Source organism: Lentzea sp. NPDC092896 (genome assembly GCF_044754905.1).
GTDB lineage: Bacteria > Actinomycetota > Actinomycetes > Mycobacteriales > Pseudonocardiaceae > Lentzea.
This window is the reverse complement of sequence record NZ_JBIVPX010000001.1, coordinates 2202044-2215550: the sequence shown is the minus strand read 5'-3', so window position 1 is coordinate 2215550 and position 13507 is coordinate 2202044. Positions and strand designations below refer to the sequence as shown.

10 protein-coding genes are annotated in these 13507 nt (G+C 70.5%); 4 read left to right on the top strand and 6 right to left on the bottom strand.

Annotated elements, in window-relative coordinates:
• The first annotated feature begins 70 nt into the window (after positions 1-70).
• A complete protein-coding gene (locus tag ACIQF0_RS09785) occupies positions 71-1858 on the top strand; it encodes a hypothetical protein (protein ID WP_401026766.1) in 1788 nt (595 codons plus the stop codon).
• Here the strand turns inward: ACIQF0_RS09785 and ACIQF0_RS09780 are convergent.
• Positions 1855-3024, bottom strand: coding sequence for a transcriptional regulator (locus tag ACIQF0_RS09780; protein ID WP_401026763.1), 1170 nt, complete (start codon positions 3022-3024; stop codon positions 1855-1857). The two genes, ACIQF0_RS09785 and ACIQF0_RS09780, sit on opposite strands and share 4 nt — an antisense overlap.
• 98 nt (positions 3025-3122) lie before the next feature.
• Between ACIQF0_RS09780 and ACIQF0_RS09775 the strand changes: the two genes are divergently transcribed.
• Positions 3123-4919, top strand: coding sequence for an NAD(P)-binding domain-containing protein (locus tag ACIQF0_RS09775; protein ID WP_401026761.1), 1797 nt, complete (start codon positions 3123-3125; stop codon positions 4917-4919).
• On the opposite strand, the gene ACIQF0_RS09770 is transcribed toward ACIQF0_RS09775, so the two are convergent.
• Positions 4912-5721 (bottom strand): SDR family NAD(P)-dependent oxidoreductase, encoded by an 810-nt coding sequence (locus ACIQF0_RS09770; protein ID WP_401026759.1) that lies wholly within the window; start codon positions 5719-5721, stop codon positions 4912-4914. The genes ACIQF0_RS09775 and ACIQF0_RS09770 overlap by 8 nt on opposite strands.
• A gap of 44 nt (positions 5722-5765) precedes the next feature.
• Here ACIQF0_RS09770 and ACIQF0_RS09765 point away from each other — a divergent pair, with 44 nt between their 5' ends.
• The gene (locus tag ACIQF0_RS09765; RefSeq protein ID WP_401026756.1) at positions 5766-6170 is read left to right on the top strand and encodes a MarR family winged helix-turn-helix transcriptional regulator; all 405 of its coding nucleotides are present in this window, start codon (positions 5766-5768) and stop codon (positions 6168-6170) included.
• On the opposite strand, the gene ACIQF0_RS09760 is transcribed toward ACIQF0_RS09765, so the two are convergent.
• Positions 6167-7399, bottom strand: a complete 1233-nt coding sequence (locus ACIQF0_RS09760; RefSeq protein ID WP_401026754.1) for an FAD-dependent monooxygenase — start codon at positions 7397-7399, stop codon at positions 6167-6169. The genes ACIQF0_RS09765 and ACIQF0_RS09760 overlap by 4 nt on opposite strands.
• Positions 7400-7452: 53 nt before the next feature.
• Here ACIQF0_RS09760 and ACIQF0_RS09755 point away from each other — a divergent pair, with 53 nt between their 5' ends.
• Positions 7453-8022, top strand: coding sequence for a TetR/AcrR family transcriptional regulator C-terminal domain-containing protein (locus tag ACIQF0_RS09755; RefSeq protein WP_401026751.1), 570 nt, complete (start codon positions 7453-7455; stop codon positions 8020-8022).
• Here the strand turns inward: ACIQF0_RS09755 and ACIQF0_RS09750 are convergent.
• From ACIQF0_RS09750 to ACIQF0_RS09740, 3 genes are all read right to left on the bottom strand, one after another.
• Complete coding sequence (locus tag ACIQF0_RS09750; RefSeq protein ID WP_401026748.1) at positions 7951-8799, bottom strand: helix-turn-helix domain-containing protein; 849 nt, start codon at positions 8797-8799, stop codon at positions 7951-7953. The genes ACIQF0_RS09755 and ACIQF0_RS09750 overlap by 72 nt on opposite strands.
• Positions 8800-8811: 12 nt before the next feature.
• On the bottom strand, positions 8812-9771 hold the full coding sequence (locus tag ACIQF0_RS09745; protein ID WP_401026745.1) for an aldo/keto reductase: 960 nt from the start codon (positions 9769-9771) through the stop codon (positions 8812-8814).
• Between the two features lie 135 nt (positions 9772-9906).
• Positions 9907-13461, bottom strand: coding sequence for a S8 family peptidase (locus tag ACIQF0_RS09740; RefSeq protein ID WP_401026742.1), 3555 nt, complete (start codon positions 13459-13461; stop codon positions 9907-9909).
• Positions 13462-13507: the final 46 nt, after the last annotated feature.

Sequence of the window (13507 nt, the reverse complement as noted above, 5' to 3'; positions counted from 1 at the left end):
CCGTTGCACGGGCCCCACTCGATCGGCCCAACGGAGTAACGGCCGGACCGGGCGCTCCTATGAAGCAGGGGTGACGCCGCCGCGCATCTCGAAATCCCGTCGCCGGGCGACCATCTGGATCGCCGTGGTCGTGGTGCTCGCGTGCGCCACGACAGCGGTGATCGCCGTCCGATCGGGCTGGTTCCGGTCAGGTTCGTCGGCGACGGACTCCGCCACCGTCGGCCGGGACGGCGTCGACCTCACCGTCGGCGGCGTCCACGTGCACGGCCCGGCCGGCGTCGCACCGGAGGGCACGACCCTCACCGTGCACGCGACCACCGCCGCGTCGCCCGATCTCAGTTCGACGATCACCACGAACACGGCGTCCGGCGTCGAGATCTCGCTCGGCGGCCGTCAACCCGAGAAGCCGCTGGAGCTGCGGTTCCCCGTCACCGGCACGCCACCCGAGGGACAGCACGCGGCCCTCGTCACCACCCCGTCCGACGGGTCCGGGCCGCACCTGATGCCCGCCTCGTTCGACGCCGCCACCAACACGATCACGGCCACCACCGAACACCTGAGCTCGTTCTGGCCGACCTTCGTGGACCTGCGCGCCGCGGGCCGGGTGGCCGACGAGTTCGTCGGCAAGGCACTGGGCATCACCTCGGCTCGGCCGGAGTGCGCCGGAGCCCCCGCCACCGACCCGTCCGGCATGAAGATCGCGATCGACGGCGACTACTCCGCCACCGCCAAGCCTGTTCTGTGGCCGTGCGTCAGCGTGGAGAACGGGCAGATGACGGTCGCGCTGACGAGCAACTCGCCGCTGCCGTGGCGGGTCCGCGCCGCACCCTCCGCGACCCTGGAACCCCAGGGCGAGATCGACCCCGCCAAGGCCGTCGTGCTCGCCGGCTACCACGCGCTGGCCACCAAGCGCCCCTACGCGGAGGGGCTGCTCATCCCCGGCAGCGAGATGAAGTACCGGTTCCCGGTGTCCTCGTTGCCCGCGACCGTCGAGGGCCAGGTCGACGTCGGCACGTGGCTCGTCATGGACCTGGTGTTCGCGGTGCAGGCGATCATGGCGCTGTTCCACGTCGACCTCGGCGCCGTGACGGACGACGTCGCGGTGCTCGGCTGTCTCGGCGACGCCGTCGACGCGGCGAAGCTGGACGGCAAACCGGGCGCCGACGCGGTGGCAGCGCTCGCCAAAGCCGCGTTGTCGTGCCTGGAACCCGTGGCCAAGGCGTTGGGAGGCGCGCTTTCCACGGCCGCGAGCTTCGTCCTGCTCGTCCTGTCGAGCGGTGCCGCGCTGGTGTTCGGCGGCCTGCAGGGCACGGTGATGTCGTTGACCGGCACGGACAGGTTCAAGATCGCCCTCACCGGCACCGGCAGGCCCGTCAGCGCGGCTGACCTCAACTCCGCGCCCGTCCCCAGTGCTTGCCAGCACCCGGCCGGCCGGCTGGTCAACGGCTCGCTCCCCGGCATCCCCGAGATCGACGGCTTCGTCAGCCTCCTCGCGAAAGCACCCGGCAACGTCGACAAACCGATCGTGCTGGGCGACCTCACCGGCGACGGCGCTGGCGACGCGGCAGCCATCATCTCGTGCTCGCGCGGCGGAGTCGGCTGGCCTCACCACATAGTGCTCTACGGGCCTGGACCGAAGGTGCTCGGTTCGATCGACCTCGGCGACATCACCGAGGGAGAGCACTCGACCGTGAGTCGGATGAGCATCGTCAACGGCGATGTCGCACTCGCATGGAGTTCTTACCAGGGCGCGAGTTTCTGCCTGCGCGACTGGACCGGCCGCATCCACTGGAACGGCACGAAGGCGTCGATGGTGGATCTGAAACAGGTGTCGGGTCCGCCGAAAGCAACGTGCTAGTCGACGACGGTCATCCGCACGTCACCGGACAGCCGATAGGGCCGCGTTTCCACCAGCGCGCCCAGCAGCCGTCGTAACCGCGACACCTCGGCCCGCACCGTCACCACGTGCTCGGCGTCCCCGTACAAAGCGTTGCTCAACGCCTCGGCGGAAAGCCCGGCCCGTCCCGCGCGATGCAGCAGCACCAGGATCTCCGCGTGCCGCCGGGTGATCGTGCGCCGCCAGTCCGCGTCACCACCGGACAACCGAACCTGCGGTGTCCGGGTCAGGTCGAGTTCCAAGCCAACAGTCCGGTCCACAGAGGACGGTCGGATCAGCCAGCCGCCCGCGAGGCGTTCCGGCGTGCAGGCACCGAGTCCCGGCACCGCGACAGGGCGTCCGGCAACGGGAACGGCGATCCGCGACCCCACCGCGACTCCGTGCGAGGCCGCCACCCACCCGTCGTCGTCCACGACGAGCGAAGGTCCGGTGAGCAGGGCCGCGGACCGCAACCGGTCGAGCCGTTCCTGGTGGTAGCGCCACAACCGCGACTCGGCCAGCATCCGGCCGGTCTCGACCAGCGCGCCGATCGCCGGATGCAGGGTCAGCGCCGGCCCGCTGACGTCGATCACCCCGAGCAGCGAACCGGTGCGCGGGTCGTGGACTGGGGTCGCCGTGCAGTACCAGGGGTGCTGGCCCTGCTCGAAGTGTTCGCCCGCAAGCAGTTCGACGGGGGCGGCCTCGGCCAGAGCGGTGCCGATGGCGTTGGTTCCGACGCGGCGTTCGGCCCAGTCCGCGCCCTCGAAGAAGCCCAGCGCGTCGGCACGACGCCGGACCGCGGGAGTGCCGGAGCGCCAGAGGATGACGCCCTCGTGGTCGGTCACCACGAACAGCAACTGGGAGGCGTCGGCCAGCGATCCGACGATGGCCCGCAGGTCCGGGACCACCTCGCGCAACGGGGACGCTTCCTGGCGGCGACCGATCTCGGCCGGGCCCAGCCAGTCGCGGGTGTTGACGTCGTCGGCGCGCAGACCCAGGTCCAGGACTCGGTTCCACGAGCGGGAGACGAGCGCTCGCGGGCGCAGGGCGGAGCGACTCCCCGCGATGACCGCGTCGTGCATGCGCACGAGTTCGCGGGCATACGTGGGCAGGTGCTGACCGGGCGGCACCGCCCTGGGCACGCTCACCGTCCGAGCATGTACCAGGCGTGCAATCCGGTGCAACGGTTTCGCCGAAGCGCGGGAAGGAGGTGAATCGGCGGCAGGACGACTGACGAGGAGCCGCGATGACGCAGACCATGGATCGCACGGCGCAAGCTCGCGTGGACGCCTGGCTCGCCGAGTTCGAGGCGGCGCTCAAGGCACGGGACGTCGACGCCGCCGCCGGCCTGTTCGCCACCGACAGCTACTGGCGCGATCTCGTCGCCTTCACCTGGAACATCAAGACCGTCGAGGGACGCGAGGGCGTCGCGGACCTGCTCAGCGCGTGTCTCGACGGCACCGACCCGGAGAACTTCCGCACGACCGAGACGCCGTCGGAAGCCGACGGGGTCGTGGAGGCGTGGCTCGAGTTCGAGACCGCCTCGGGCCGTTGCAAAGGGCACCTGCGGCTCAACGACGAGGGCGCGTGGACGTTGCTGACGAGCCTGCACGAGCTGAAGGGGTTCGAGGAGAACAAGAAGGAGACGCGGCCCAAGGGCGTGCGGCACGGCGTGATCGAGGAACGCCGTTCGTGGGCCGAGGAACGCGAACGCGAGCAGGCCGAGCTCGGCTACGCGCAACAGCCGTACGTGGTGGTGATCGGCGGCGGGCAGGGCGGTATCGCACTCGGCGCGCGGCTGCGGCAGTTCGGTGTGCCCGCGCTGGTGCTGGAGCGCAACGACCGGCCCGGCGACTCGTGGCGCAAGCGGTACAAGAGCCTCTGCCTGCACGACCCGGTCTGGTACGACCACCTGCCGTACCTGCCGTTCCCGGACAACTGGCCGGTGTTCGCGCCCAAGGACAAGATCGCGGACTGGCTGGAGATGTACACGCGCGTGATGGAGGTGCCGTACTGGACCCGTTCGGAGGTCGAGGAAGCGACCTACGACGGTGCACAGTGGACGGTCACCGTCAATCGTGATGGCGAGACCGTCACGCTGCACCCGAAGCAGCTCGTGTTCGCCACAGGGATGTCGGGCAAGGCGAACGTGCCGACGTTCCCCGGTGCGGAGCTGTTCGAGGGCGACCAGCACCACTCGTCGAAACACCCGGGACCGGAGGCCTACGCCGGACGCAAGGCAGTCGTGATCGGCTCGAACAACTCCGCCCACGACATCTGCGCGGCGCTGTGGGAGCACGGCGTGGACGTCACGATGGTCCAGCGCTCGTCGACGCACATCGTGCGCTCGGACTCCTTGATGGACATAGCTTTGGGCGATCTCTACTCGGAACGGGCCGTCGCCGCCGGCGTCACGACCGACCGCGCCGACACGATCTTCGCCTCGCTGCCCTACCGGATCCTGCCGCAGTTCCAGATCCCGGTGTACCAGCGGATCAAGGAACGCGACGCGGACTTCTACGCACGACTGGAGAAGGCCGGTTTCGACCTCGACTGGGGCGACGACGACTCAGGCCTGTTCCTCAAGTACCTGCGCCGTGGCTCCGGCTACTACATCGACGTGGGCGCCTCGGAACTGGTGGCGGACGGCAAGATCAAGCTCGTCCGCGGCCAGGTCGACCGGCTGACGAAGAACGCCGTCGTGCTGTCCGACGGCACCGAACTGGAGGCCGATCTCGTCGTCTACGCCACCGGCTACGGCTCGATGAACGGCTGGGTCGCCGACCTCGCCGGGCAGGAGATGGCCGACCGGGTCGGCAAGTGCTGGGGCCTCGGGTCCGGCACGACCAAGGACCCCGGCCCGTGGGAGGGCGAGCAGCGCAACATGTGGAAGCCGACCCGGCAGCCCGGCCTGTGGTTCCACGGCGGCAACCTGCACCAGTCGCGCTACTACTCGCTCTTCCTGGCGCTGCAACTGAAAGCGCGGTTCGAGGGCGTGCCGACGCCGGTCTACGGCACGCAGGAGGTGCACCACCTCAGCTGAGCAGCTTCTCGGTCTCCTCCCACAGCAAGCGCTGGACGACGCCGCGCCCCGCCTCCGGGCACTCCAGGGGCGCGGCGTCCTTCACCGAGAAGTAGCCGCCGGTGACGTCCGCGAAGCCGGGGTCCACCGCGAGCCGCGTGATGATCGACGCACCACGAGCGGGGTCGCCGATGCGCAACGCGTGCAGCGCCTTCTCCAACAGGCCCGCGAACGGCAGTTCACGGCCGAGGCCGGTGGTGTTGAAACCGGGGTCGCAGCAGTTGGCCGTGACCCCGGTGCCCTCCAGCCGTCGCGCAAGCTCCTGGCTGAACATGATGTCCATCAGCTTGGTCCGGCCGTAGTGGGCGGCGGACGTCAGAGCGGTCGCCGGATCAAGGCTTCGGGCCTGCCGCGCCGCCTCGGACGCGACGGTGACGACGCGGGCGGGCGCCGAGGCGATCAGCTTGTCGCGCAGGGCGTTCGTGAGCACCCACGGCGCCAGGTAGTTCACCGCCGTCATCTCGGGCACGCCGTCCGGGGTGACGCGCGGGCTGAACGCGTGGATGCCGGCGTTGTTGATCAGCACGTCGACGCGGTCGTAGTGCGCGTCGATCGCCTTCGCCGCGCGACGGACGTCCTCCAGCGAGGACAGGTCGGCGACGAAGGCCGTGACGGTGACGCCCGCCCCGATCTCGGCACGCAGGTCGTCCACCTTCGAGGCGCTGCGGGCGACGACGCCCAGGTCGAAGCCGCGGCGGGCGAGGTCGAGCGCGACGAGCCTGCCCAGGCCGTGCGTCGCGCCGGTGATGACAGCGGTGCTCATGGTTCAATGATGCACGATACTGAGGTACCTCACAAAGGAGGCCGATGGACGCCGCCGACGTCGGACTGCGCTACCTGATGACGTCCGCCAGGATCCGCAGGGCGGTGGACGAGCACCTGTCCGGAACCGGGGTGTCGCTCGCCCGCACGAAGATCCTCCAGGTGCTCACGAGGCTGGGGCCGGTCAAGCAGACGCGGCTGGCCACCGAGCTCGGCATGGCCGCCCGGTCGATCACCCAGGCCGTCGAGGCGATGGAGCGGGACGGCCTGGTGCGCAGGACGTCCGACGCCGCCGACAAACGGGCCAAGGTCGTCTCCGCGACCGACGAGGGCGTCCAGGCCCTCGCCGTGGGCGAGCAGGCGGGCACCGACGTCCTGCGGGAGATCTTCGGACGCCTCGACGCACGTCAGCTGCGAGCGCTGAACGAGGTCCTCGACGTTCTGGACTAGGCGAGGTGCCCGTCGGGACGCACGAGGCCGGCGGCCGTCTCGACCGGACGGCCGGACCGCAGCCGGGCGAAGAGCGTGCCGTCGTCGGGCACCCGCCGGCCCTTCCCGTAGTCGACGTCGAGGCCTGACAGGCGTTCGGCGAGTTCCTTGGACATGTCGGGCGCGGACGCGATCAGCCCGCTGACGACCGCCCGTAGCGCCTGTCCCTCGGGCGAATACGCCGTCATCAACGCCGTCTGAGCCCTGGTGTGCCGGAGCAGGTCGGCGCCCACCGGGTGGCGTTCGGAGTGGTAGGTGTCGAGCAATGAGTCGTCCGCGCGCCCGGTGACGACGGCGGCGAGCTTCCAGCCGAGGTTGTGCGCGTCCTGGATGCCGACGTTCATGCCCACTCCCCCGGTCGGGAAGTGCATGTGCGCGGCGTCTCCGGCCAGGAGAACGGAACCGGACCGGTAGGCGGAGGCCTGACGGGTGGCGTTGCCGAAGCGCGACAACCACTTCGGGTCGCGCAGGCCGAAGTCGGTGCCCGCGATCGCCTTGACGGTGGTGCGCAGCTCGTCGAGGGTCAGCTCACCGGGCCACTCGGGACGGTTCGAGGCGGGGTCGCCGCCGACGATCCGGTGCACGCCACCGGGCAACGGCACGACCATCAGGCCGCCGTCGGGGCCAGTGAAGCTCGCGAACCCCCGCGCGGGCGGATCGTCGAGGACGACGTCGCCCAACCAGCCCCAGGTCGTGGCGGCGGTGCCGGGGAAGTCGATGCCCGCGACCTCGCGCACGGTGCTGCGGGTGCCGTCGCAACCGACCACATAGCGCCCGGCGACCTCACCATCGGCCAGTTCGACCCCGTTCGGGGTCAGGCCGACCACCTGACAACCCCGCCGCACCGTCGCGCCCATTCCGACGGCGCGCTGTTCGAGCAGTTCCTCGGTGCGGACCTGGGGCAACGCCAGCGTGAACGGGTACGGCGTGTCCAGCACCGAGAAGTCCATGCGGTCGGGCAGCCCGCCGAAGTGCCCGTTCGGGATGCGGACGCCCTCCTCCAGGAACGGCTCGACCACTCCCCGGCAGTCGAGGATCTCGATCGTGCGGGGGTGGATCGTGAGCGCCTTGGAGTTCTCGTCCCTGTCCAGCCGGCTCTCCAGCACCACCACGGAGGCCCCTCCCAGCCGCAGTTCTCCTGCCAGCCAGAGGCCGGTCGGCCCCGCGCCCACGATGACGACGTCGTGCATGACTCTCTCCCTTGGTCACTGACCAATGCTTCGCGGCCGAGTAGACTAGGTCAGTGACCAAGAGTCAAGCGGACGTGGTGCGCACCGCGCTGGAGATCCTCGACGAGCGCGGCGCCGAGGCGGTGTCGATGCGCGCCATCGCACAGAAGCTCGACGTGCGGATGAACACCGTCCTCTGGCACGTCAAGACCAAGGCACGGCTCGAGGAGCTGATGGCCGACGCGATCGTCGGCGGCGTCTCCCTCGACGGCCTGCCGCAGGACTGGCACGGGCGGGCCGCCGAGATCGCGCGACGCTATCGGCAGGCGCTGCTTGCGCACCGCGACGGAGCCGCTGTCGTGGCGGGCACCTACGCCGCGGAACCGGCCACTTTGGACACGGCGGAGGCGCTCGTCGCCGCACTGCTGGACGGCGGCCTGTCCGCTCGTGACGCCGCTTGGACGTGCTGGAGCGTCATCTACTTCATCCTCGGCCTGGCACAGGAAGAACAGGCGCTGCCGCAAGGTTCGGGAGATCTCGCCATCGGAGACCGACCGGCGCTGAAGCGCGTTCTACCTTTCCTCGCCGAGGAGTCGTTCGACGCCCGGTTCGAGTTCGGGATCGCCAAGCTGCTGGCCCAGTGAGATCAACGCGTCCGCGGTGGCGCGGTCGGCCGGCAGGTACGTGACGATCACCTCGGCGCCGCCGTCGGCCAGCAGGTACTCGTAGGTCAGGCTCAGCGGGCCGGCGGTGGTGTTGAGCCGGATCAGGCCGTCGGTCTTGACCTGCACGTCGTGCAACGAGCACAGCCGCGCGAACTCCGGGCTCGCGGCGGTGAGCTCGGCGACCAGCGCAGCCAGGACGGGATCGCCGGGATGGCGGCTGCTTTCCTGCCGCAGCACGGAGACCGTGTCGGCGGCGACCACGTCCCAGTCGGCGTAGTAGTCGCGCGCGTCGGAGCCGAGGAACACGTGCCGCGCGGCGTTGCGTCCCGGTCCGGGGTGGTGCCGGGGCAGCACCGCCTCGCCGAGCCGGTTCGCGTAGAGGATCTCCTGCCAGCGTCCCACGAGGATCGCCGGAATCCCGTGCATCGCGTCGAGCAACGCCCGAGCGCCCGGCCGGACCCGTTGCGGCGACAGGATCGCGGGACGGTGCGGACGGGCGAGGCGCAGCAGGTGGTCGTACGCCACCGCGTCGAGGCCGAGCACCCGTGCCAGCGCACCGAGCACGGCGTCGGACGGCGACTCGGCGCGGCCCTGTTCGAGCCGGACGTAGTAGTCCACGCTCACCCCGGCCAGCAGCGCGACCTCCTCGCGCCGCAGACCGGGCACCCGGCGGCGGGTGCCGGAGACCAGACCTCGGTCCTCCGGCGCCACCCGTGCCCGGCGTGCGGTCAGGAAACTACCGATCTCACCGTCCACCCGCACAGCATTTCACTCCCAGACGGGGACCTCGCCCGCGAAACGCGCACCGAACCCGCCGTTCGGCAGGATCTCGGCGATCGCGGCCAGGTCCGCGGCGCTCAGGGCGAGAGACGCCGCGCCGACGTTCTCCTCGACCCGCTTCGCGCTGCGCGTGCCCGGGATCGGCACGATGTGCTCGCCCTGCGCCAGGTGCCACGCCAGCGCGAGCTGCGCGATGGTCGCGCCGAGGTCGCTGGCCAGCACGGCGAGTTGCCGGGTGGCCTCGACGTTCTTCTCGAAGTTGCCGGGCTGCCACCGCGGATCGGTCGAGCGGATGTCCGTCTCGTCGTAGGACGAGCCCGGCCGCGCGGTGCCCGTGAGGAACCCGCGGCCCAGCGGCGAGTACGGCACGAAGCCGATGCCGAGCTCGTCCAGCACTCCGAACACCTGCTCGGCGTCCCGTTCGAACAGCGAGTACTCGGTCTGCAGCACGGACACCGGCAACACGGCGTGCGCGCGGCGGATCGTCCGAGGCCCGGTCTCGCACAGCCCGAAGTACTTCACCTTGCCCGCGTCCACGAACTCCTTCACGGTGCCCGCGACGTCCTCGATGGGCACGGCGGGGTCGACGCGGTGCTGGTAGAGCAGGTCGATCGTGTCGACGCCGAGGAACCGCAGGCTGTTCTCGACGACCTCGCGGATGTGCTCCGGCCTGCTGTCGGTGCCGTAGTCGTGGGTGAAACCGAACTTCGTCGCGATCACGACGTCGTCGCGCACGGACTTCAGCGCACGGCCGACGACCTTCTCGTTGTCGCCCCAGCCGTACATCTCGGCGGTGTCGAACAACGTGACGCCGAGGTCGTAGGCGCGCTGGATGGCCTCGGCGCCGCCCTGCTCGTCGCTGGCGCCGTACGCGAGGTTGATCCCCATGGCGCCGTAGCCGATCGCCGACACCTTCAGTCCCTGCCGGCCGAGAACCCGTTGCTGCATCGGACATCCCCTTCGTCGTGGTGTCCTCAGCCTCGCCCGGCGCGGCGGAACGTGGCAGGCCCGCGATTTCCTGGTACTGCCAGACCTACCCAACGCGAGGGGTGCCCCGCCCCCGAGCGGGGCACCCCTGCGGCCCTACTTCACCGCGTAGGCCCTGGTGATCGTCTCGGTCACCGAGTTGCCCAGGACGTCGGCGGCCGTCGCGCGCAACGACGCGAAGCCCGTCGTCCCGGCTGGAAGTTCCAGCTTCCCGCCGGCGACCTTGACGCGCTGCCACGTCACGCCGTCGTCGAAGGACACCTCCACCCCGATCGACCGCACGTTCGCCGACGGGGCACCGGGCTGGTGCGCTACCGACACCGTGCCGCGCACCGGACCGTGCGCGGTGTTGTGGTCGTCGAGATCCAGCGCGTACCGGATGTCGAGCAACGGCAACGCCGCCCGCTCGTCGGTGCCGGACCGCGCGTGGAACCGCCACTCCGAACGCACCTTTGTGGACAGTGCGGGGGTGAGGTTGCCGGTCGGCCGCACGGCTTCGGCGGCCAGGGTGAACCATCCAGGTCCGGACGGCACGTCGAACGCACCCAGCGCCGCGCGGTCCTTGCCGCGGCCGATCTCCTTGCCGTTGCGCGACAGCACGGTGGTGCCGGTGTGCGACGGGTCGAAGAAGCTGACCGTGCCGGGATCGCTGTCCGAGAACATCGGGACCATCAGGCTGATCCGGTCACGCGACCGGTAGGCCCACGGCAGCGGCTTGTTGTCGCCCCGCGCGATCGGCGGCGTGGTCAGCTCCGGACCGAACGGCGCGGCGAAGACGCGGGACGTCCGCTTCTCCCCCGCCTTCACCGTCACCGGGAGCGTGACCTCCGCGTACGACTGGCGGCCGTCCTGGAGGAAGGCACCCGTGTCGAACAGCTGCACCGCGGCGGCGGGAGAGACGTAGTCGGTGCGGCGCTGCGGCCACTTCGACTCGACGTCGGCACCCGCCCGCATCGGCCCGACGGTCCACGAAGCCGCACCGAACCGGTACGTGTTCGCCGGCATCGTATCGATCAGCCTGCGCTCGATCCGGCCGAGTCCGGCCTTCGCGAACTTGAAGTCGTACCCGCCGGGCAGGCCCTTGACCTCCTGGCCGAGGAAGTACGACACCGGGCTGTTGGCACGCACGGACATCGTGGCCTCCACAGTCCGTTGCGCCATCAGGTCCTGCACGCGGCGCAGTTCAGTGGAGTTGAAGATCAGGCCGGTGGGCAGCGCGGGTTCGGCGGCCGAACCCGAGTCGATGGTCGGGTTGAAGTAGGAGAGCACGGCCTTCGCGCCCTTCTGCTTCAACAACTCCACGCCGCTCATCAGCTGCTCCCCCGGCGGGTAGACCGGGTCGTCCCAGTTCTTCGGCGTGATCACCGCGATCGCGCCGGAGACGTCGGCCGCCTCGATCGACGCGCGATCGGCCTCGCCGACGCCTACCAACCGGCCGGTGCGCGTGCCGGTGAAGTCGGTGGTCCACGGGAAGTACGTCTCGCTGAGCTCGAACCCTCCGGCACCGCTCACCGTCGTGAGCGCCCACGGGTGGTTGAAGTAGCTGAGGTTCGTCAGCGACAGGCCGCGCACGTCCGGACCGGCCACGCTGTACAGCCGCGCGCCGTCCTTCGGCACGCCGCCACCGCGTAGGATGCCCGCGGACTCCAGCGGACCGGACTCGTCGGGGTCGGACAGGAGCCCGAACCCGCCGCCGATCTGGGGCCGCGCGTCCGGGTCGTCCACGCCGACCGTGATCGGCTTGCCCGCCATGGTGTTCGCGTCGACCGTGGTGTCGTCGAAGATCTCCACGCGCTGGGCGAACAAGGTGTTGTCGCCGGTCAGCTCCGCGATGAGGCCGAGCACGCGGTAAGGGCCGCTCGGCACCGTGAGGCTCAGCGAGTCGGTGGAGGTGAAGTCCCCGAAAGCCTGGCCGGTGCGTTCGTTCTGCACGATCACCAGGGACTGGAAGGACTCGCCGGACCTCGGCGGCACCTTCACGGTCAGCGTCCGCTTCTCGCCGTTGAACTGCCCGGTCACCGGGGTCGTCAGCACGACGTCACCGGCACGCGCCCGCAGCACCCCGGTGAGCTCGCCCGCCGTTTGTGCCGTGGGACGCGCGGTCACCTTGACCGACGCCGACCCACTGGCAGGCACGGTCACCGACTTCGGCACCGAGAGCACGTTCTTGCGGTCGACGTCCAACTCCAGCGCCAACGTGACAGGCTTGCTGCCGGAGTTGACGTACGTGATCTCCCGGCTGGACTCGGCGGTGCCCCACACCGCGCCGAACCCGGCCACGCCCTCGGCCCGGACCTGTTGCGCGACACCGCGAGCGATGTCGAGCCTGCCCGCGCCCTGGGCCAGCGTCGAGATGCCCGCGAGTCGCTGGGACGAGCCGATGAGCGCGTTCTTGATCTGCTCGCCGGTCCAGTCCGGGTGCTGCTGCGCGAGGATCGCGGCGGCACCGGCGACGTGCGGCGACGCCATCGACGTGCCGGAGAGCTGCGCGTAGTTGTCGCCCACCGCGTACTCGGGCAGCAGCCCGGCCGCCCGCGCGGCGACGATGTCCGTGCCCGGTCCGGCGATCTCCGGCTTCAGCCCGAAGTCGCCCAATCGCGGTCCCTGGCTGGAGGTCAGGTTGAGCTTGTCCTGCTTGGTCACGTTGGCCACGGTGAGCGCGCGGTCGGCGGCGCCGGGGCTGCCCACGCTCTCGCGCAGCCCGTAGTTGCCGGCCGCGATGACGAACAGCGTGCCGCTCGACGCCGAGAGCTCGTTGACCGTCTGGGACATCAGGTCGGTGCCGTCGGTGACGCCACCGCCGAGGCTCATGTTGACGACGTCGGCACCCTGCTGGACGGCCCATCGCATGCCGTTGAGGACCCAGTCCTCCCGGCCGCCGAACTCGCCGAGCACCTTGCCGACCAGCAGCCGCGCGCCGGGCGCGACGCCTTGGTAGCGGCCCTGCGACGCCGCTCCACTGCCCGCGATCGTGCTCGCCACGTGCGTGCCGTGCCCGTCGAGGTCCTGCACGCCCTCGCCGGTGAAGTCCACCGAAGTGTCCACAACGGACTTGAGGTCCGGATGCGCGGTGTCGTACCCGGTGTCGAGGACGGCGACCTTCACGCCGTCGCCGCGGAAGCCCGCCTGCCAGGCCTTCGGCGCGCCGATCTGCGTCACGCTCTCGTCGAGCGTCGGCCGCACCCGGCCGTTGAGCCAGATCTTCTCCGCCGTGAGCCGGGCCGAGCCCCGCTCACGCCACCGTCCCGCCGCCTCGGTCTTCGGGACGTAGACCGCGTCGACGCCCGCGGTCAGGGAGTTGGAGCCGGTCACGATGGTCGGCACGGTGGGCTCGTTGCGGTCGTCGTAGCCCTGCTGGACGAGCCCGGTGACGTCGAACAGCCGCTTGTCGAGCTTGCCGGCCTTCAGGTCCGCGACCGCGTCCTGCGGCACGACGTGGTCGTGGCCGTCGAGCCGGTAGCGCCAGGCACGCAGCTGTTCGCGGCCCTTCGCCATCCGCACGGACGAGACGCGGTCACCGTCGACGACGACCTGGTCGCCGGTGATCAGGGTGACGACGCCGGGAGTGCCCGCGGCCTGCGGTTCCCGTTCGTCCGCCACCGCGGGTTTCGCCACGACGACCGAGAACAACAGCGCGGCAGCCAGTGCCACGCTTCGTTTTCTGCACATGCGCTTCCTTCATGCAGGGAGTGGCCAG

Bases quoted from the DNA above. Each gene is read 5' to 3' on its own strand.
- ACIQF0_RS09775 (WP_401026761.1), top strand. From the start codon at position 3,123: ATGACGCAGACCATGGATCGCACGGCGCAAGCTCGCGTGGACGCCTGG.
- ACIQF0_RS09770 (WP_401026759.1), bottom strand. From the start codon at position 5,721: ATGAGCACCGCTGTCATCACCGGCGCGACGCACGGCCTGGGCAGGCTC.
- ACIQF0_RS09765 (WP_401026756.1), top strand. From the start codon at position 5,766: ATGGACGCCGCCGACGTCGGACTGCGCTACCTGATGACGTCCGCCAGG.
- ACIQF0_RS09760 (WP_401026754.1), bottom strand. From the start codon at position 7,399: ATGCACGACGTCGTCATCGTGGGCGCGGGGCCGACCGGCCTCTGGCTG.
- ACIQF0_RS09745 (WP_401026745.1), bottom strand. From the start codon at position 9,771: ATGCAGCAACGGGTTCTCGGCCGGCAGGGACTGAAGGTGTCGGCGATC.